The organism is Streptomyces sp. NPDC015346, from assembly GCF_043078785.1.
Lineage (GTDB): Bacteria > Actinomycetota > Actinomycetes > Streptomycetales > Streptomycetaceae > Streptomyces.
Genome location: NZ_JBIBTW010000009.1, coordinates 185,766 through 202,900, shown reverse-complemented (window position 1 = coordinate 202,900; position 17,135 = coordinate 185,766). Strand labels below are relative to the sequence as shown.

General features: G+C 71.7%; 19 protein-coding genes, 1 tRNA gene and 1 pseudogene. 15 read left to right on the top strand and 6 right to left on the bottom strand.

Annotation, left to right across the window (positions count from 1 at the left end; all coding sequences use genetic code 11):
- Nucleotides 1-69: 69 nt before the first annotated feature.
- Nucleotides 70-1,590, bottom strand: coding sequence for an MFS transporter (locus tag ACF06X_RS29505; protein WP_392290355.1), 1,521 nt, complete (start codon nucleotides 1,588-1,590; stop codon nucleotides 70-72).
- Between the two features lie 63 nt (nucleotides 1,591-1,653).
- On the opposite strand from ACF06X_RS29505, the gene ACF06X_RS29500 reads away from it, so the two are divergent.
- The gene (locus ACF06X_RS29500; RefSeq protein ID WP_392290354.1) at nucleotides 1,654-2,301 is read left to right on the top strand and encodes a TetR/AcrR family transcriptional regulator; all 648 of its coding nucleotides are present in this window, start codon (nucleotides 1,654-1,656) and stop codon (nucleotides 2,299-2,301) included.
- A 274-nt stretch (nucleotides 2,302-2,575) separates the two neighbouring features.
- On the opposite strand, the gene ACF06X_RS29495 is transcribed toward ACF06X_RS29500, so the two are convergent.
- Nucleotides 2,576-3,193 (bottom strand): rhodanese-like domain-containing protein, encoded by a 618-nt coding sequence (locus ACF06X_RS29495; RefSeq protein ID WP_392290353.1) that lies wholly within the window; start codon nucleotides 3,191-3,193, stop codon nucleotides 2,576-2,578.
- Nucleotides 3,194-3,463: 270 nt separating this feature from the next.
- Nucleotides 3,464-4,072: an NAD(P)H:quinone oxidoreductase gene (gene wrbA, locus ACF06X_RS29490; RefSeq protein WP_392290352.1), complete on the bottom strand. Its 609-nt coding sequence runs from the start codon at nucleotides 4,070-4,072 to the stop codon at nucleotides 3,464-3,466.
- Between the two features lie 225 nt (nucleotides 4,073-4,297).
- Here wrbA and ACF06X_RS29485 point away from each other — a divergent pair, with 225 nt between their 5' ends.
- Entirely contained in the window at nucleotides 4,298-5,017 is a 720-nt protein-coding gene (locus tag ACF06X_RS29485; protein ID WP_392290351.1) for a TetR/AcrR family transcriptional regulator, read from the top strand.
- Here ACF06X_RS29485 and ACF06X_RS29480 read toward each other — a convergent pair.
- Nucleotides 4,997-5,833: a TetR/AcrR family transcriptional regulator gene (locus ACF06X_RS29480; RefSeq protein WP_392290429.1), complete on the bottom strand. Its 837-nt coding sequence runs from the start codon at nucleotides 5,831-5,833 to the stop codon at nucleotides 4,997-4,999. The genes ACF06X_RS29485 and ACF06X_RS29480 overlap by 21 nt on opposite strands.
- Between ACF06X_RS29480 and ACF06X_RS29475 the strand changes: the two are divergent.
- From ACF06X_RS29475 to ACF06X_RS29460, 4 genes and pseudogenes are all read left to right on the top strand, one after another.
- Nucleotides 5,804-6,562 (top strand): annotated as a pseudogene (locus ACF06X_RS29475) (ATP-binding cassette domain-containing protein); the annotation flags it as partial. The gene ACF06X_RS29480 and the pseudogene ACF06X_RS29475 sit on opposite strands and share 30 nt — an antisense overlap.
- A gap of 140 nt (nucleotides 6,563-6,702) precedes the next feature.
- Complete coding sequence (locus tag ACF06X_RS29470) at nucleotides 6,703-7,299, top strand: RBBP9/YdeN family alpha/beta hydrolase (protein ID WP_392290350.1); 597 nt, start codon at nucleotides 6,703-6,705, stop codon at nucleotides 7,297-7,299.
- Nucleotides 7,300-7,473: 174 nt separating this feature from the next.
- Nucleotides 7,474-8,067, top strand: a complete 594-nt coding sequence (locus tag ACF06X_RS29465) for an HhH-GPD-type base excision DNA repair protein (protein ID WP_392290349.1) — start codon at nucleotides 7,474-7,476, stop codon at nucleotides 8,065-8,067.
- Between the two features lie 115 nt (nucleotides 8,068-8,182).
- Nucleotides 8,183-9,745, top strand: coding sequence for a M28 family metallopeptidase (locus ACF06X_RS29460; protein WP_392290348.1), 1,563 nt, complete (start codon nucleotides 8,183-8,185; stop codon nucleotides 9,743-9,745).
- A gap of 91 nt (nucleotides 9,746-9,836) precedes the next feature.
- Here the strand turns inward: ACF06X_RS29460 and ACF06X_RS29455 are convergent, their stop codons facing one another.
- Nucleotides 9,837-11,384, bottom strand: a complete 1,548-nt coding sequence (locus ACF06X_RS29455) for a helicase HerA-like domain-containing protein (RefSeq protein ID WP_392290347.1) — start codon at nucleotides 11,382-11,384, stop codon at nucleotides 9,837-9,839.
- A 97-nt stretch (nucleotides 11,385-11,481) separates the two neighbouring features.
- On the opposite strand from ACF06X_RS29455, the gene ACF06X_RS29450 reads away from it, so the two are divergent.
- Together ACF06X_RS29450 and ACF06X_RS29445 are read left to right on the top strand one after the other, a co-directional pair.
- Nucleotides 11,482-11,778 carry a type II toxin-antitoxin system VapB family antitoxin gene (locus ACF06X_RS29450; protein WP_009067182.1) on the top strand — a complete coding sequence of 99 codons (297 nt, stop codon included), beginning with the start codon at nucleotides 11,482-11,484 and terminating at the stop codon, nucleotides 11,776-11,778.
- A gap of 265 nt (nucleotides 11,779-12,043) precedes the next feature.
- Nucleotides 12,044-12,682, top strand: coding sequence for a LytR C-terminal domain-containing protein (locus ACF06X_RS29445; RefSeq protein ID WP_392290346.1), 639 nt, complete (start codon nucleotides 12,044-12,046; stop codon nucleotides 12,680-12,682).
- 61 nt (nucleotides 12,683-12,743) lie between these two features.
- On the opposite strand, the gene upp is transcribed toward ACF06X_RS29445, so the two are convergent.
- Nucleotides 12,744-13,379: a uracil phosphoribosyltransferase gene (upp, locus tag ACF06X_RS29440; protein ID WP_137994448.1), complete on the bottom strand. Its 636-nt coding sequence runs from the start codon at nucleotides 13,377-13,379 to the stop codon at nucleotides 12,744-12,746.
- An 86-nt stretch (nucleotides 13,380-13,465) separates the two neighbouring features.
- Here upp and ACF06X_RS29435 point away from each other — a divergent pair, with 86 nt between their 5' ends.
- The 7 genes from ACF06X_RS29435 (at nucleotide 13,466) to ACF06X_RS29405 (ending at nucleotide 17,034) form a co-directional block, all read left to right on the top strand.
- On the top strand, nucleotides 13,466-13,771 hold the full coding sequence (locus ACF06X_RS29435) for a hypothetical protein (protein WP_392290345.1): 306 nt from the start codon (nucleotides 13,466-13,468) through the stop codon (nucleotides 13,769-13,771).
- Nucleotides 13,772-14,064: 293 nt separating this feature from the next.
- Complete coding sequence (locus ACF06X_RS29430; protein ID WP_392290344.1) at nucleotides 14,065-14,607, top strand: hypothetical protein; 543 nt, start codon at nucleotides 14,065-14,067, stop codon at nucleotides 14,605-14,607.
- An 80-nt stretch (nucleotides 14,608-14,687) separates the two neighbouring features.
- Nucleotides 14,688-15,176: a tRNA adenosine(34) deaminase TadA gene (gene tadA, locus ACF06X_RS29425; RefSeq protein ID WP_392290428.1), complete on the top strand. Its 489-nt coding sequence runs from the start codon at nucleotides 14,688-14,690 to the stop codon at nucleotides 15,174-15,176.
- A 68-nt stretch (nucleotides 15,177-15,244) separates the two neighbouring features.
- Nucleotides 15,245-15,329 (top strand) — tRNA-Ser (locus ACF06X_RS29420).
- A gap of 163 nt (nucleotides 15,330-15,492) precedes the next feature.
- Nucleotides 15,493-15,657 carry a hypothetical protein gene (locus ACF06X_RS29415; protein WP_189599421.1) on the top strand — a complete coding sequence of 55 codons (165 nt, stop codon included), beginning with the start codon at nucleotides 15,493-15,495 and terminating at the stop codon, nucleotides 15,655-15,657.
- A 10-nt stretch (nucleotides 15,658-15,667) separates the two neighbouring features.
- A complete protein-coding gene (locus ACF06X_RS29410; RefSeq protein ID WP_392290343.1) occupies nucleotides 15,668-15,961 on the top strand; it encodes a Dabb family protein in 294 nt (97 codons plus the stop codon).
- A gap of 227 nt (nucleotides 15,962-16,188) precedes the next feature.
- Nucleotides 16,189-17,034, top strand: a complete 846-nt coding sequence (locus tag ACF06X_RS29405; RefSeq protein WP_392290342.1) for an RNA polymerase sigma factor SigF — start codon at nucleotides 16,189-16,191, stop codon at nucleotides 17,032-17,034.
- The last annotated feature ends 101 nt before the right edge of the window (nucleotides 17,035-17,135 follow it).

Below are 17,135 nucleotides of genomic sequence, written 5' to 3'. Positions count from 1 at the left end.
GGCGGCCGACGACCATCGCACCGCCCCGGCCCGCCCGCCCGCCCGCCTCGCGGGGTGAGGGGCCAAGGATCAGTGGGCGTGGGGGCCGCCCGTCAGGTGGGGTTTGCCGTGGGGGATGAGGGCGGGGGCGAGGAGGGCCGCTGTGGCGGCGGTGGCCGCGCAGAGGGTGAAGGCGGCTGTGAAGCCCGTCGTCGGGGGGTGGGGGCCGGTCGAGAGGCTTGTGGCCGCGATGGTGGAGACCAGGGCCACGCCGATCGAGCCGCCCACCTCGTGGAAGGTGTTGACGATGCCCGAGGCGAGGCCCGCCTCGTGGGGGTCGATCAGGCCGAGGGCCGTGGTGGTGGCGGTGACGAAGACCGCGCCGAGGCCGAGGGAGGCCACGGAGAGGGCCGGCATCAGGGTGGTCCAGGGGTTGGCGCCGGGGGTGACCAGGGCCAGGGGGAGGCAGCCGAGGACGGCGATCGCCATGCCGCCGGCCGCGCAGGCGCGGGGGCCGAGGGAGCCGACCAGGCGGGAGCCGAGGTGGGCGCCGACGGCGGTGGTCACGGCGACCGGGAGGAAGACGAGGCCGGTCCTGAAGGCGCTGAAGCCGCTGAGGTGCTGGAGCTGGACCGAGCCCAGGAAGAAGAAGGAGATCAGCAGCGCGGTCGCGATCAGCATCAGGAACGAGCCCGCGAGGACCGGGCGCCGGGTGAACATGCGCAGGTCCATCAGCGGGGCGCGGCTCGCCCGTTCGACGGCGGCGAAGATCCCGTACAGGAGGAGCGAGCCGAGCAGGGGCAGCAGTGCGGACGCGGAGGTCCAGCCGGTGTCGCCCGCCTGGACCAGGCCGTAGATGAGGGATCCGGTGGCGGCGGTGACCAGCAGCGCGCCGGGGGCGTCGAGGCCTCGGGCGGGCTGCGGGGCGCGGGGCGGGACGGCGGCGGGGACCACGGCCGGGAGGGCGGCGAGGAGGGCGAGGCCGACCGGGACGTTGACGTAGAAGACCCAGGGCCAGCCCGGTCCGTCGGTCAGCGCGCCGCCGAGCAGGACGCCGACCGCCGAGCCGGTGCCGCCGATGGCGGCCCAGACGCCGAGGGCCTTGGCGCGTTCGGTCCCGTGGAAGGAGGTCGTGACCAGCGAGAGCGCGGCCGGGGAGAGCAGCGCGGCGCCGACGCCCTGCGCGACGCGGCCGCCGATCACCATCGGGCCGCTCGTCGCCAGGCCGGACACGAGGGACGCGGCCGTGAAGAGCGCCAGCCCGGCGAGCAGGGTGCGGCGGGCGCCGAGGGTGTCCGCGAGCCGGCCGCCGAGCAGCATGAGGCCGCCGAAACAGAGGGTGTACGCGGTGACCACCCAGGTCAGGGAGGTGCGGGTGAGGTCCAGATCGGCGGCCATCCGCGGCAGCGCGACGTTCACGACGGTGACGTCGAGGATCAGCATGAACTGGGCCACGCAGATGAGAGCGAGCGCCGTCCAGCGGCGGGGGTGGGCGGGCGGCGGTGAATGGGCGGCCGAGTGGGCGTGGGTGTGGATCGGCGTGGGGCTGGGGGTGGGAGTGGGAGTGGGGGTGGAGCCAGGGGTGTGGGCGTCGTGCGGGGAAGTCGTCATGATCTGAACTGTACGGTTCAGTTCAGATGAACTCAAGAGTTCAGTTGTTGGTAGGGTCGGATCATGAGCGCCGAGACGCCGAAGCAGGCCCCCAGCGGCCCCCGCGCCGCCCGTAAGCGCCAGGCCATCGTGCGCGCCGCCCGCGCCCTGTTCCTGCGCGAGGGGTTCGGGGTCGGCATGGACGCCATCGCCGCCGAGGCGGGCGTCTCCAAGGTCACCGTCTACAACCACTTCGGCAGCAAGGAAGCGCTCTTCACGGCCGTCGTCGCGGGCGCCCTCGACGAGCCCCTGGCGGCCGGCGAGCACGAGAACGGCCCCGACCTCGCCCGCCTCGCCGACGCGGAGGACCTGCGCGCCGCCTTCGTCGAGGCCGCCCGCGCCTGGGTCCGGGCCGTCCGCGAGAACGACGAGGTCCGCGCGCTACGGTCCCTCGTCGCCGCCGAACTCCACCGCTTCCCCGAACTCGGCCGCGCCTGGCGCGACCACGGCCCCGCCGGCCATCACCCGGCCGTCGCCGACGCGCTGCGCGCGCTCGCGGACCGTGGCCGCCTGGAGATCCCCGACCTGGAGGTCGCGATCATCCAGCTGTACGCGCTGCTGATCTACCCGCAGATGGTCTTCAGCCACTACGGCACCGAGTTGAGCGAGGACCTGACGGACCGGCTGATCGTCGACGGGGTGGACATGTTCCTCGGCAGGTACGGCCGCTGACACCGCCAGGCAAGATCCACGAGACGCCCCAAGACACCCCCTAGGGAGTGTCCGGAAAGTATCGGCGTCCGCCCGGAGGGCGGGGTGCGCGGCGTCCGGTGCGTGCGATCGCAAGGCGGAGGAGGGAGACAATGGCGGAGCCATGGCGACCGACGACAACGCGGCGTGGGGGCACCTCCCGTGCCCGAAGGGCTACGGGGGAGTGCGTGCAGGGCGTCGCGCGCTGGGGGCACCCCCAGGCGAAGCTCTGGGGGAGAGACTTTCCGGACACGACCTAGCCGCGGCTCAGGCGTTCCAGCGTCGCGTCCAGGCCGGGCCCGGCCGCCGGGCCGCGGTTGTACGGGAGCCGGCCCAGGACCACCGCCATCCCGCAGGTGTTCGTGAGCGCCGAGAAGACGAGCCCGCCCGCGACGCCCGCCGACAGCAGCTGCCACGCCGGGTGCGCGAAGGCCCCGAGCCCCAGGCCGATCAGGACCAGCGACCCGGCGACGAGGCGGACCTGGCGCTCCATGGCCCAGGTGGCGCGCGCCGGGGCGCCCTCCGGGCGGGCGAGCGCGTGGCCGCGGGAGGCCCAGCCGGCGGTGCCGCCGGCGAGATTCAGCGCGCGGACCCCATGGGCGGAGAGCTGGGCGCAGGCGTTCTCCGAGCGGGCGCCCGACTGGCACACCACGAGCAGCTCGCCCCGGCCCGCGGCCTCCTGGAGCGCGGGCACGGCGCGGCCCAGCTGGTCGAGGGGGACGTTGAGGGCGCCCGGCACATGCCCGGAGGCGTACTCGCCGGGGGTACGGACGTCGACGACGGTCAGTTCGGCGAGCCGGGCGCGGGCCTGGTCGGCGTCGAGGGAAGAGGGATTCGGCGAGGGGGAGGGGGTGGAGGAGGAGGGAGTGTTCATGCGGGGGGGCATCCTTGGGTCGCCTGGTCATACGTGACGTGACGCATGCTCCTGGAAGCAACCCCGCCGAGGGTGGGAATTACTCCCCGCGCCCCCGATGGAGGCACCCCCGGAGGCTGTCTCCCTCCGGGGGTACGTCGTGGGTAGCGCGGGCGGGCGGCCGGGCAAGGCGGTCGGGCCGGGGGGCGGGCCCGAGGTCCGGGCGGCCGGGCAAGGCGGTCGGGCCGGCGGTCGGTCGACCGCGAGGCGTCGAGCCCCGCGGGCCGGCGGTCAGTCGACCGGGAGGCCCTTCAGGCGCTTGGCGATCTTCGTGAGCCGCTCGCCCTGGTAGCGGGCGGCCCGGAGCACGTTCTCCTCCGGGGCGCCGTTCGCGCCGGGATGGGCGGTCCCGTACGGGTTGCCGCCGGCCCCGTAGACCGCCGGGTCGGTGAAGCCGGGCGAGACGATGACCGAGCCCCAGTGGTGGAAGGAGTTGTAGAGCGCGAGCAGCGTCGACTCGTTGCCGCCGTGCACGTTGTGGGCGCTGGTGAAGGCGGTGGCCGGCTTGTCGGCCATGACGCCCTGCTGCCACAGCCCGCCCGTGGTGTCGATGAACTGCTTCAGCTGCGCGGCGACGTTGCCGAACCGGGTGGGCGAGCCGAGGGCGTAGGCGTCGGCCCACTCCAGGTCGTCGAGGGTGGCGGTCTCGATGTCGCCGGTGGCGTCCACATGGGCGCGCCACGCCGGGTTCGCGTCGATCGCCGCCTCGGGGGCGAGCTCGGGCACGCGTCGCAGCCGGACCTCGGCTCCCGACTTCTCCGCGCCCTCGGCGACGGCCTGGGCGAGCTCGTGGACGTTCCCCGTGGACGAGTAGTAGATGACGGCGACCTTGACGGACATGACGAGTTCCCCTTGCGTCTTGGGCCTGAGCCCCTGGGCCCCTGGGCCTTGAGCTCCTACCTAACCGGATTCTTCTCCGCTTCAGCGATGGGACGAGAGTAACCGGATAGATTTCCGGTTGCAAGGCGAGGCCGTGGGCAAGCCATGGGGAAGCGGATAGCGCTCCGTTATGCTCGTGTCAGGGACGGACCGAGGGGGCACGCGGACGAAGGGCAGGCGGACGAGATGGGCACCAGAAAACGCCCCGCGAGCGGCGGTACGGAAACCCCGGGCGCCGACGCCTCGCAGGATGCCGCCCCCGGCACTCCCCTGATTTCCCTCTCCTCCGGCCCCGGGCAAGGCCCCGGCCCCGGGATCCCCCTTCTGCCGACCGCCGACCGGCCCGCACCCGAGCGGGCCGATGCCGCCCGCAACCGGCGCAAGATCCTCGACGCGGCCGCCCGCATCGTCGCCGAGGTGGGCCCCGGCGCCGTCACCATGAACCAGGTCGCCCACGCCAGCGGCATCGGCGTCGGCACCGTCTACCGCCGCTTCGGCGACGTCGCCCAGCTCCTCTGGGCGCTCCTCGACGACCGGGAACGGCAGTTCCAGGAGGCGTACATGAGCGGCCCGCCCCCGCTCGGCCCCGGCGCCCCGGCCGACGAGCGGCTGCGCGCCTTCCTCGACGCCCTCGTCGACCGGGTCATCGAGCAGCGCGAACTGCTCCTCGCGGCCCAGGCCGCCGCGCCCAGCGCCCGCTACACGAGCGGTGCGTACCTCGCCATGCACACCCACGTCACGCTGCTGATCTCGCGGCTCCGGCCCGAGGCGAACAGCGCGCTGCTCGGCCACCTCCTCCTCGCGCCGTTCTCGCCGAGCCTGATGCACCACCTGTCCGTGGAGCGGAACCTCTCCGCCGACGAGCTCAAGGCCGGCCTCGACGCCCTACTGACCCTGGGGAACTGAGCCCCCGGAACCCAGCGCGCCCGATCCCGACCCCGGCCCCTCACCCGAACGACCGACAGAGCCCGACCCCGAGCCCGCCCCCGACCCCCGCGCGATCAGCGCCGCCAGCCCGTCCAGCACCCGCGCGAGACCGAAGGCGTAAGCGTGGTCCGGGCTGTAGAGACCCTGGTACGCCACCGCCGACGCCTCCCCCACCCGCGAGGCCAGCGGGAACCGCTCCGCGTCGAACATCCGCTCCAGCAGCGGCTCGTGCGCCGCCCACCACTCCTCGTCGGAGAGCGCGCTCTCCCGGTCCACCGCCCGCGCGTCCAGCTCCGCACGGGCCGCGACCTGGACGAAGCCGAGCAGGTGCGTCAGCGCCGAGTCCATGGTGACGTCGTCCAGCCCCAGGCCCTCGAAAGCGCCCAGCTCGTGCTCGTACTTCGTCATCACGCCCGGTCCGAGCGGCGGCCGGTGGACTCGCAGTTCCGCGAGCCAGGGGTGGCGCAGGTAGAGCGCGCGGTTCTCGTCGGCGACCGCCGTCACGCGCTCGCGCCAGGGCGCGTCCGCCCCGAAGGCGGTACGCGGCATCCGCAGGAAGACCGTGTCCAGCATGAGGTCGAGCAGCTCGGCCTTGCCGGGGACGTACGTGTAGAGAGTCATCGGCGTGACGCCGAGGCGCTGTGCGACCGCGCGCATGGTGAGCGCGTCGAGCCCGCCCTCGTCGGCGAGGCCGACGGCCGCGTCGACGACCGCGTCGACGGTCAGGCCCTGGCGGGGCCCGCGCCGGCTCGCCGGGGCGGTGGAGGCCGGGAGGGGGTCGTCGTCGCCGACCAGTCCCCGATCCGCGGCTCGCGCCGCTCGAACCCGGCGACGTACACGGGTCTGCTGAACCCGATCCGTACGGCCTTCGCCAAGGCCAACGGCGTCAAGGCGGCCCTCTTCAGCGCGAACTCGGAGGGCGCGTGCCCGAAGTGCAACGGCATCGGGCTCGTCTACACCGACCTGGCGATGATGGCGGGGGTCGCCTCGGTCTGCGAGGAGTGCGAGGGCCGGCGCTTCACGCCGGAGGTCCTCACCTACACCCTCGACGGCAAGAACATCCACGAGGTCCTGTCGATGTCGATCGAGGAGGCGTACGAGTTCTTCACGGCGAAGGGCCAGGCGCGGACGATCCTGGGCCGGCTGAACGACGTGGGGCTCGGCTACCTCCGCCTCGGGCAGCCGCTGAACACCCTGTCGGGCGGTGAACGCCAGCGCCTGAAGCTGGCCATCCACATGGCGGAGAAGTGCGCGACCTACGTCCTGGACGAGCCGACGACGGGCCTCCACCTGGCCGACGTCGACCAGCTCCTCTCCCTCCTCGACCGCCTCGTCGACGCGGGCAACACGGTCGTCGTCATCGAGCACCACCAGGCGGTCATGGCCCACGCGGACTGGCTGATCGACCTGGGCCCGGGCGCGGGCCACGACGGCGGCCGCATCGTCTTCGAGGGCAACCCCTCCGAACTGGTCGAGAAGGCCGAAACCCTGACGGCCCGCCACCTCCGCCAGTACGTCAGCTGAGCCCGGGGTCCCCGTCCCGCGTCCCCCGTCCCCGTCCCCGTCCCACCTCGCGCGGTGACGCGGTGACGCGGTGACGCGGGGGCCGTCCATACCGTGAAACCGCCCTTCACCCGCCCCCGCGCAGGGCCCACGATCGCCTCATGACCACGTTCCTGATTCTGCACGGCTTCGAGAACCACCGGCCCGAAGGGCACTGGCAGCACTGGCTTGCCGGGCGGCTGCGGGAGCGGGGGCATGAGGTGCGGTATCCGCAGCTGCCCGAGCCCGACGCGCCCGTCCTGGCGGAGTGGCTCGGCGCGCTGCGCGGGGAGCTGCGGCCGCCGGCCGGTGGGGGTGAGTTCGTCGTGGTGGCCCACAGTCTCGCCGTGCTGCTCTGGCTGCGGGCTGCCGCCCAAACGCCCGACGAGCTCATCGCCGACCGGGTTCTCCTCGTCGCCCCGCCCTCCCCCGCCGTCACCGCCTCCATCCCGGAGATCGCCGGCTTCGTCATGGATCCCGGCCTCGGCCGCGACCTCGACCTCGACGCCGTACGGCTGAAGGCACCCACCCGGCTCGTGTACGGAGAGGGTGACCCGTACTGTCCCGAGGGCGCCGCCGTCCACTACGGCGACCCGCTCTCCCTCGACCGCGACCTCATACCGGCCGGCGGTCACCTGGACATGACAGCCGGATACGGGGAGTGGCCCTCGGTCCTGGAGTGGTGCGAGGACCCCTCGGTACGGCTCCGCGCCCGGTAGCCGCCCACGGGCGGGTCGGCGGCGGCCCCGGACGGCGGCCCGGCTCCGATCGGCCACCGTTCCGCCGGTGAGGCCTTCGCCCGCCGTCACCCACCGCCCACCCCCCGTCACCCGCCGTCGCCCGGAGGGCCCCGCCCACGCGCGGGTCCGTCGTCGGCGCGGGATCATCGATTCATGAGCACCGAGATCCATCTCGCCCAGCAGCCCGAGGCCGACGAACTCCTCGGGCGGTCCCCGCTCGCCGCGCTCGTCGGCATGCTCCTCGACCAGCAGGTGCCCATGGAGTGGGCGTTCTCGGGGCCGTACACGATCGCCCGGCGCCTCGGCGGCGACGATCTCGACGCCGGCATGATCGCCTCGTACGACCCCGACGCCTTCGCCGCGCTGCTCTCCGAGAAACCCGCCGTGCACCGCTACCCCGGCTCCATGGCCAAGCGGATCCAGCAACTGTGCCAGTTCCTCGTCGACGAGTACGACGGTCGGGCGGAGGCCGTCTGGTCCGACGCGGCGACCGGCAAGCAGCTGCTCGAGCGGCTGCTCGACCTGCCCGGTTTCGGCAAGCAGAAGGCGCAGATCTTCCTCGCCCTGCTGGGCAAGCAGTACGGCGTACGGCCCGAGGGCTGGCGCGAGGCCGCCGGCGCCTACGGTGAGCCCGGCTCGTACCGGTCGGCCGCCGACATCACCGGTCCGGAGTCGCTGGCGAAGGTCCGCGCGTTCAAGCAGGAGGCCAAGCGCGCCGCAAAGGCGGCCAAATCATCCGGAAGTTGACCCCTCCTGATGTCAATCCTGCTAAAGGTGTCAGGAATTGCGGCCGATCTGTTCACAGAACACACCAGAGATCGCTAACTTCCCCTCAACCTCGTTCGCACCGGGAAGGACCTCTGTGAACGCATCCCATCGCAGAGCCGCGGCCACACTGGCCGCAGCCGCACTCGCGACCCCGCTCCTGCTGGCCGCCGCTTCCCCCGCCACCGCCACTACGGATCCCGCGGCCGCACCGGCCAGGGACGCCGCGAAGTTGGCGAAGAAGCTGGTCCGTGAGACGTCAGCCGACGGCGCCTACAAGCACCTGCAGGCATTCCAGGCCATAGCCGACTCGTCCGGCGGCCACCGCGCGGCCGGCTCGCTCGGACACGACGCCTCGGCGGCGTACGTGTACCAGCAGCTCAAGAAGGCCGGCTACAACGTCTCGTACCAGAAGTTCGAATTCATCTACACGGAGACGCTTGCCGAGAAGCTCTCCGTCGTCTCGCCCGAGCCCCGCACGGTCGAGATCAAGGCGATGACCTACACCAAGTCGACGCCGGTCGGCGGCATCAAGGCCGACCTGGCCGCCGTCCCGGTCGACGCCGACGGCACCACCGGCTGTGAGCCCGGCGACTTCGCCTCCGGCACCTTCACCGGCAAGGTGGCGCTGATCAAGCGCGGCGGCTGCGCCTTCGCCGTCAAGCAGGCGAACGCCGCCGCGGCGGGCGCCGCGGGCGCGATCGTCTACAACAACACCGCGGGCGCCCTCTCCGGCACCCTCGGCGACCCGGCGGCCGGCAAGATCCCGACCGGCGGCATCACCCAGGCGGAGGGCGAGAAGCTCACCGCCGACCTCGCCAAGGGCCCGGTCAGCCTCTCCCTCGAGATCCGTCAGCTCCAGGAGACGCGCACCACCAACAACGTCATCGCGGAGACGAAGGGCGGCAACGCCGCCAACACCGTGATGCTCGGCGCCCACCTCGACTCGGTGACCGCAGGCCCCGGCATCAACGACAACGGCTCCGGCTCGGCCGGTCTGCTCCAGTCGGCCCTGGAACTCGCCGAGTCGAAGGCGAAGGTCCGCAACAAGGTCCGCTTCGCCTGGTGGTCGGCCGAGGAGAACGGCCTGCTCGGCTCCGAGCACTACGTCGCGAACATGAGCGAGCTCGACAAGAAGGAAGTCAAGCTCTACCTCAACTTCGACATGATCGCCTCGCCGAACTACGGCCTGTTCGTCTACGACGGCGACAACTCCGACGGCGTCGGCGCGGGCCCCGGCCCGGAGGGCTCCGCCCAGCTGGAGCGCGACATCAACGCCTTCCTCGACAAGCAGGGCACACCGCACGAGGGCACCGACTTCACGGGCCGTTCGGACTACGGCCCCTTCATCGAGGTCGGCATCCCGTCGGGCGGCACGTTCACCGGCGCCGAGGGCATCAAGACGGCGGCGCAGGCGGCGAAGTTCGGCGGGACGGCGGGTGTCGCGTACGACGTGAACTACCACGCGGCCGGCGACGACCTGTCGAACATCAACATGACGGCCTTCGACGTCAACATCGACATCATCGCCAACGCCGTGGGCACCTACGCCCACGACATCAGCTCCCTGAAGAAGCCGGTCGTCTCCGTCCCCACGGACGGCGACGCCGGTAGCGGCGGCGGGCTCCACGACGGCCACGACCACGAGGTCACCGAGTAGTAACTCGGCCGGACGTCAGGTTCGGGGTGGGGCAGGGAGATCCCCGACCCCACCCCCTACCTTTCCCGCACCTTTCTCCCCACCTTTCTCGCTACCTTCTTCGTCGGGCCGTGCCGAAGATCGACCGGCTGATCTCCCGGCCCAGCTGCGTACCGATCGACCGCGCCAGGGACCTGAAGACCCCGCTCCCCACCACCTGCTCGGCGAGCGACGGCTCCTCACGCGGCTTCTTATGCGGCTCGTCACGCGGTTCGCCAGGCGGCTCGTCAGGCGGCTCTTCACGTGGCGCCGCCTGTGCCGTCAGCCTCTCGTACGCCGACTCCCGGTCCACCGCCTCCCCGTACCGCCCGTACAGCGGCGACGCCTTCACGGCCGCCTCCAGCGCCCCCGCCTCCACCGGCCCCATCAGCGACTCCGGCGCCCGCAGCCGCGTCGCCGCCACCGGCGTCGGCGCGCCCGTCTCGCTCAGCACCGTGACGACCGCCTCGCCCGTCCCCAGGCCCGTCAGGACCTCCTCCAGGTCATAGGGCGAGTTCGGAAACGTCCGTACCGTCGCCTTCAGCGCCTTCGCGTCCTCCGGCGTGAACGCCCGCAGCGCGTGCTGCACCCGGTTCCCCAGCTGACCGAGCACGTCCCCCGGCACGTCCTTCGGCGTCTGGGTCACGAAGAAGACGCCGACCCCCTTCGAGCGGATCAGCCGCACGGTCTGCGTGATCGACTCCAGGAACGCCTTCGACGCCCCGTCGAACAGCAGGTGCGCCTCGTCGAAGAAGAAGACCAGCTTCGGCTTCTCCAGGTCCCCGGCCTCCGGCAGATCGTGGAAGAGGTCCGCCAGCATCCACATCAGGAACGTCGAGAAGAGCCGCGGCCTCTCCCGCACCGCCGGCAGCTCCAGTACGGACACCGCCCCGCGCCCGTCCCCGGCCGTCCGCAGGAACTCGGCCGTGTCGAACTCCGGCTCCCCGAAGAACCCGCCCCCGCCCTCCTGCTCGAACGCCGTCAGCGCCCGAAGAATCACCCCGGCCGTCGCCGTCGAGAGACCGCCGATCCCCTTCAGCTCGGACTTCCCGGTGTCGGAGACCAGGAAGGCCACCACCGCCCGCAGATCCTTCAGGTCCACCAGCTCCAGGCCCTTCTGATCCGCGTAGTGGAAGATCAGGGCGAGGGACTGCTCCTGCGTCCGGTTGAGCTGGAGGACCTTGGAGAGCAGTACGGGGCCGAAGCTGGTGACCGTGGCCCGCACCGGGATCCCCGGGCCGACGCCGCCGAGCCCGTAGAACTCGCAGGGGAAGCCTTTCGCCGCCCACTCCTGCCCCACCTGCTCCGCCCGCTGCCTGACCCTCTCGCTCTCCTCGCCCGGCGCGGAGATCCCGGAGACGTCCCCCTTGATGTCGGCGAGGAAGACCGGCACACCGTGCGCCGACAGCTGCTCGGCGATGAGCTGGAGGGTCTTGGTCTTGCCCGTGCCGGTGGCGCCGGCGACCAGACCGTGGCGGGTGAGCATGGCCAGCGGGATCCGGATGCGCGCGTCCGGGTGACACACCCCGCCCCAGAGCAGCGCCCCCAGTTCGAGTGCCGGTCCGGTGAACCCGTATCCCGCCGCGATCTCGCCGGCCGGAGACTCTTCGCTCACGCTCATCGGGGGACCCCAATTCCGGGTTTGTGGCGGTTTGCCCCAGCATCCCACCGGCGCCGCGTGGCTGCGCCGGGAGCCGCTTGCCCGGTAGGCTTTCCGTGTGATCTTCAAGCGCATCGGTAACGGGCGGCCGTATCCCGACCACGGCCGGGAAAGCACCCGCCAGTGGGCGGACGTGGCGCCGCGCCCGGTCCGCCTCGATCAGCTGGTGACCACCAAGGGCCAGCTGGACCTGGAGACGCTGCTCGCGGAGGACTCCACCTTCTACGGCGACCTCTTCGCGCACGTCGTGAAGTGGCGGGGCGACCTCTACCTCGAGGACGGGCTGCACCGCGCGGTGCGCGCGGCGCTCCAGCAGCGGCAGGTCCTGCACGCACGCGTCCTGGAAATGGACTAACGACCGCCGCTCCGTACTGGGCTTCGGAACCGGCTTCCGACCGGCCCCGACGAGCCCGGAACCGGCTCCCGGCCCGGCTTCTGACCGGCCCCGAACCAGCTCCCGGTCCGGCTTCCGACCGCACGTCTCCGACCTCGGCTTTTCGCCGTGGCCCTCGCGCCCCGGCCCTTCGCCTTGACCCTTTCGGAGTCTCTTCCCGCCCATCCGGACGCGATCACATGATCATCCAGTATGCATCCCCGGCGGACGGCATTACGCTGCGCCCATGAGCATGCTCACTCCCCCCGGTATGGGCGGAAAGTACCGCATCACGGGTGACACGTACCCGCGCATGCGCCGCCCACGGCGCCGTCGCAGGATCGTCCTCGCGGCCGCCGCCGCCGTGGTCGCGCTCGGCGCGGCCGGGTGGGGGACGCTGCAGCTCGTCGACGTCTTCTCGGGCGGCGACGGTGGGACGAGGACGACGGCCGGGCGGGGCACCGACTGCAAGCCCGTCGCCAAGGCGAGCGCATCGCCCGCCGCCGCCCCCGCCCTGCCCAAGCCGGGCCAGATCACGGTGAACGTCTACAACGCGACCCCGCGCAGCGGTCTCGCCAAGACGACGGCCGACGAGCTCAAGAAGCGCGGCTTCACCATCGGCAAGGTCGGCAACGCGCCGGCAGCGTACGACAAGAAGCTGCCCGGCACCGGCCTGCTGCTCGGCGCTCCGGGGGCCGTCAAGGGCGCGTTCCCGGTCCTCGGCACCCAGCTGAAGGGCGCCACGACCAAGACGGACACGCGCGCCACGGCGGACGTGGATCTGATCCTGGGTACGGCCTTCAAGGCGCTGGACCCGAAGGCCGTGGCGGACGCGGCGCTCATCGCCCTCAACAAGCCCAAGCCCGCACCCACCGGCAAGTGCTGAGGGCCGCCGGTCGGCGGCCCCCCACGAGTCGTACTACGCGTACTACGGACTGGTCGACGTACTAGTCGACGGTGCCGTACATGCGGTCGCCCGCGTCGCCGAGGCCCGGGACGATGTAGCCGCTCTCGTTGAGCCGCTCGTCGACCGAGGCCGTCACGACGGTCACCGGCGTGCCCGCCAGCTCGCGCTCCATGACCTCGACGCCCTCCGGGGCGGCGAGGAGCACGACCGCGGTCACATCGTCCGCGCCCCGCTTGATCAGCTCCTGGATCGCCGCGACGAGCGTGCCGCCGGTCGCCAGCATCGGGTCGAGGACGTACACCTGGCGGCCCGAGAGGTCCTCCGGCATCCGCGTCGCGTAGGTCGACGCCTCCAGCGTCTCCTCGTTGCGGATCATGCCGAGGAAGCCCACCTCGGCGGTCGGCAGCAGCCGCACCATGCCGTCGAGCATGCCGAGCCCGGCGCGCAGGATCGGGACCACCAGCGGACGCGGGTACGACAGCTTCACGCCGGTCGTGGGCGTGACAGGGGTCTCGATGTCGACCTGCTCGGTGCGCACGTCCCTGGTGGCCTCGTAGGCGAGCAGGGTGACCAGCTCGTCCGCGAGACGGCGGAAGGTCGGGGAGTCGGTGCGCTTGTCGCGCAGCGTGGTGAGCTTGTGGGCGACCAGCGGGTGATCGACGACGTGGAGACGCATGGATCCAACAGTAGCCCGCACTGGCATCAACCCACGCCGCGGAGGGAAGGTGGGGGCAAGGACCCAGTCGTGGGGTGGTGTGGCCCATGCCCGACCCGCAGAACCCGAAGAACGCGAAGAACGCGAAGAGCACGAAGAACCCGCGAGACCGGACCGCGGTGCCGGACGCCGGACTGTCCGACGCGCCGGACAGCGGCCTTGAACGGTTCGGACCGCCGTCCGAGACGGCGTCCGACGCCGCGCCCGAGACGGCCGCGGAGCGCCGCCGGCGCCGCGCCCAGTTCCTGCGCGAACTGCACGAGGCGAAGGCGCTGCGCGACCGCGTCCAGCCCCGGCGCGCGCGGGCGGCACGGATGCGCCAGGCGATGCGGATGCGGACCTTTCGCTGGTGAATGCGGCGGTGACGGCCGGGGCGGCGGCGGTGACGGCCGGGGCGGCGGCGGTGCCAGGCATGGTGAACGGGTGATGACACGGCCCGGCGCGCGCGCCGCCTGCGCGCCGGGGCCGTGCGCGGGTCGACGCGCCCGCCGCGCCGCCACCCGTTCACCGACTCGATCAGACTGATGCACGACGCAAGAGCCGAAGACCTCTCCTGAAGCCGTTGTTTCTGCCACGATGCCGATTGGGCGGGGCGCCAGGAGGGCACCGCCAAATCGTCACACCTCTGATCAGTGGGAGAGTCACGGTGTACTTGGCCGCACTGCTCGCGCGCACCGAAGACGGGTGGGAAGCGAGCGACACAGAGATCGACGATGTGGAGACCCTGTCGGATCTGATCGAACTGGCCCGCGAGGCCTCGGTCGACGACGACACGGTCATCGTCTTCATCGAACAGGAGGACGCCTGGTTCGGCCTTCTCCGCGTCGAGGGCGAGGACGACCCTCGCATCTACGTGTCGGACGGGGCGGCCGCCGCCCGCTCCTCGTACGGGGAGATCCTCACCAAGGAACTCCTCGGTGAGGACCAGGACGACGACACGGCCGACCTGGACGCGCTGGACCTCGACGGCACGGAGGACGGCGAGCCTCTCGACCGGGAGGACGACGAGGAGGAGGCCACGGGCCCGGCCGCCGACGCGGTACCGGCCGCGCCGGTCGGCGACACGCTGATCCTCGCGGATCTCGGCCTGGCGGAGAAGGAGCTGCTGGCGCTCGAGAGCGACGCGCTGGCGGAGATCGCGGACGCGCTGGGCGCCGCCACGGAGGTGCTGGAGACCGTGCGCTTGTGACAGATGCAGGACCCGATCCCGTACGGGGTGACGTACAGAAGCCCGCGCCCGATCCCGTACGGGAAGACCCCCCGCGGCCGATGCCCGATGCGGTGGCCGATCCGGTGGCCGATCCCGTACGGGATCCCTGGCGGGACGCCATGCGGCTCGCTCTCGCGGAGGCCGACCGGGCCGCGCTGGCCGGTGACGTACCGGTCGGCGCGGTCGTGCTGTCCGCGGACGGCGGCATCCTCTCCGTCGGCCACAACGAACGCGAGGCGACCGGCGACCCGACCGCCCACGCCGAGGTCCTCGCCCTGCGCAGGGCGGCGGCGCGCACCGGCGAGTGGCGGCTGACCGGCTGCACCCTCGTCGTGACCCTGGAGCCCTGTGTGATGTGCGCGGGCGCGCTCGTACAGTCGCGGGTCGAAAGGGTGGTGTTCGGCGCGTACGACGAGAAGGCGGGCGCGGCCGGATCGCTCTGGGATCTCGTACGGGACCGGCGGCTGAACCACCGTCCCGAGGTGATCGCCGGCGTGCGCGGCGAGGAGTGCGCGGCGCAGCTCACGGCCTTCTTCCGCACCCGCTGAACACCGCCGCGACCTGCACCGCGATACGGATTTCATCGCGGGGGCACCTTTGGGCTAAGCTCTCTCTCGGTAGCGTGTCCGAGCGGCCGAAGGAGCTCGCCTCGAAAGCGAGTGTGGCGCAAGTCACCGAGGGTTCAAATCCCTCCGCTACCGCTTCGATCGAAGGGCCCGGTGCATCGCACCGGGCCCTTCGGCGTGCGTCCGCGGTACCCGCAGTACCCGCGGTGAGGGCAGGTTGGTCCCTAAAGGCCGGGTGAAAAGGCTCCGCTAGACTCACGCGACCACGCAGGGGTGCAGACAGGGGAGGGCGCGGCAGATGGCGCAAGCGAAGAAGGTCGCGCTGTACGCGGTGGTGGTCTTCGTGCTGTACACGATCATCAATTCCCCCAGCCGGGCGGCCGATCTGGTCCAGGTAGGGTTCGAGGGCATATCGAGCGCCGCCCAAGGTGTCGGCGAGTTCATGACCGAGCTCATCAACTAGGAGTCCCCCCGTGATCCGCCATCTGGTCCTCTTCAAGCTCAACGACGGCGTCAAGCGCGACGACCCGCGCGTGGTCGCCGGCGTCGAGGCCTTCAGGGCGCTGGGCGGGGCCATCCCGGAGCTGACGTTCTGGGAGTGCGACTGGAACATCACCGACCGGCCGATCGCGTATGACTTCGCCATCAACTCGGCCGTCGAGGACCGCGATGCGCTCCAGCGCTACCTGGACCACCCCGCGCACCAGGCCGGTGTCGCCATGTGGCGCGAGTTCGCCACGTGGGTGATCGCGGACTACGAGTTCTAGGGTCTCCGCCCTTCCGCGCACCTTCTTCTTCCCGGGCCCCTCGCCGTTACGGCGAGGGGCCTTCTGGGTATGAAAGGTCCCTTTGACCCCCAAATGCCGTCAACACGTAGCTATGCGGTGCTTGCACACAGTGGACATGTCTTGTGATGCTATGACCGCTTTTGATGGATGAGTTTGACCGTAGTTGACCAGCAAGAAGCAAGACCAGCCAAAGGGGTGGCGTGAACGTGCCGGCCAGTACAGCGCCTCAAGTCCCGCCCCAGAACGAGGCCGGCGGCCCGGACGCCCCGCGCCCCCGGCCGCAGAGCACCCGCGGCGCCGACACCCGCGCGCTCACCCAGGTGCTCTTCGGGCAGCTCAAGGACCTGGAACCGGGCACCCCCGAGCACGACCGCGTCCGGGGCGCCCTGATCGAGGCCAACCTGCCGCTCGTGCGGTACGCCGCCGCCCGGTTCCGCTCCCGCAACGAGCCGATGGAGGACGTCGTCCAGGTCGGCACCATCGGCCTCATCAACGCGATCGACCGCTTCGACCCCGACCGCGGCGTCCAGTTCCCGACCTTCGCCATGCCCACCGTCGTCGGCGAGATCAAGCGCTACTTCCGCGACAACGTACGGACCGTCCATGTGCCGCGCCGGCTCCACGAACTCTGGGTCCAGGTCAACGGAGCCACCGAGGACCTCACGACCGCGCACGGACGCTCGCCCACGACCGCCGAGATCGCCGAACGCCTGAAGATCGGCGAGGACGAGGTACTGGCCTGCATCGAGGCGGGCCGCTCCTACCACGCCACCTCTCTGGAGGCCGCCCAGGAGGGCGACGGACTGCCCGGGCTGCTCGACCGGCTCGGCTACGAGGACCCGGCGCTCGCGGGCGTCGAACACCGCGATCTCGTACGGCACCTCCTCGTCCAGCTGCCCGAGCGCGAGCAGCGGATCCTGATGCTCCGCTACTACAGCAACCTGACGCAGTCCCAGATCAGTCAGGAGCTCGGGGTCTCCCAGATGCATGTGTCAAGGCTCCTCGCCCGCAGCTTCGCCCGACTGAGGTCCGCAAACAGGATCGAGGCGTAGCCGGAACGGGTAGACCGGTTCGGAGCAGTCCCTGACGGGTTTTCGGCACCCCAAATGCCGTACACCCCTTGTTTCCTGCGCATTCGCGCTTCCTCTGTGTC

What these genes read in the sequence shown, in the direction of transcription:
- ACF06X_RS29505 (WP_392290355.1), bottom strand. Translation starts at nt 1,590, where the DNA reads ATGACGACTTCCCCGCACGACGCCCACACCCCTGGCTCCACCCCCACT.
- ACF06X_RS29500 (WP_392290354.1), top strand. Translation starts at nt 1,654, where the DNA reads ATGAGCGCCGAGACGCCGAAGCAGGCCCCCAGCGGCCCCCGCGCCGCC.
- ACF06X_RS29495 (WP_392290353.1), bottom strand. Translation starts at nt 3,193, where the DNA reads ATGAACACTCCCTCCTCCTCCACCCCCTCCCCCTCGCCGAATCCCTCT.
- wrbA (WP_392290352.1), bottom strand. Translation starts at nt 4,072, where the DNA reads ATGTCCGTCAAGGTCGCCGTCATCTACTACTCGTCCACGGGGAACGTC.
- ACF06X_RS29485 (WP_392290351.1), top strand. Translation starts at nt 4,298, where the DNA reads ATGGGCACCAGAAAACGCCCCGCGAGCGGCGGTACGGAAACCCCGGGC.
- ACF06X_RS29470 (WP_392290350.1), top strand. Translation starts at nt 6,703, where the DNA reads ATGACCACGTTCCTGATTCTGCACGGCTTCGAGAACCACCGGCCCGAA.
- ACF06X_RS29465 (WP_392290349.1), top strand. Translation starts at nt 7,474, where the DNA reads ATGAGCACCGAGATCCATCTCGCCCAGCAGCCCGAGGCCGACGAACTC.
- ACF06X_RS29455 (WP_392290347.1), bottom strand. Translation starts at nt 11,384, where the DNA reads ATGAGCGTGAGCGAAGAGTCTCCGGCCGGCGAGATCGCGGCGGGATAC.
- ACF06X_RS29445 (WP_392290346.1), top strand. Translation starts at nt 12,044, where the DNA reads ATGAGCATGCTCACTCCCCCCGGTATGGGCGGAAAGTACCGCATCACG.
- upp (WP_137994448.1), bottom strand. Translation starts at nt 13,379, where the DNA reads ATGCGTCTCCACGTCGTCGATCACCCGCTGGTCGCCCACAAGCTCACC.
- ACF06X_RS29435 (WP_392290345.1), top strand. Translation starts at nt 13,466, where the DNA reads ATGCCCGACCCGCAGAACCCGAAGAACGCGAAGAACGCGAAGAGCACG.
- tadA (WP_392290428.1), top strand. Translation starts at nt 14,688, where the DNA reads ATGCCCGATGCGGTGGCCGATCCGGTGGCCGATCCCGTACGGGATCCC.
- ACF06X_RS29415 (WP_189599421.1), top strand. Translation starts at nt 15,493, where the DNA reads ATGGCGCAAGCGAAGAAGGTCGCGCTGTACGCGGTGGTGGTCTTCGTG.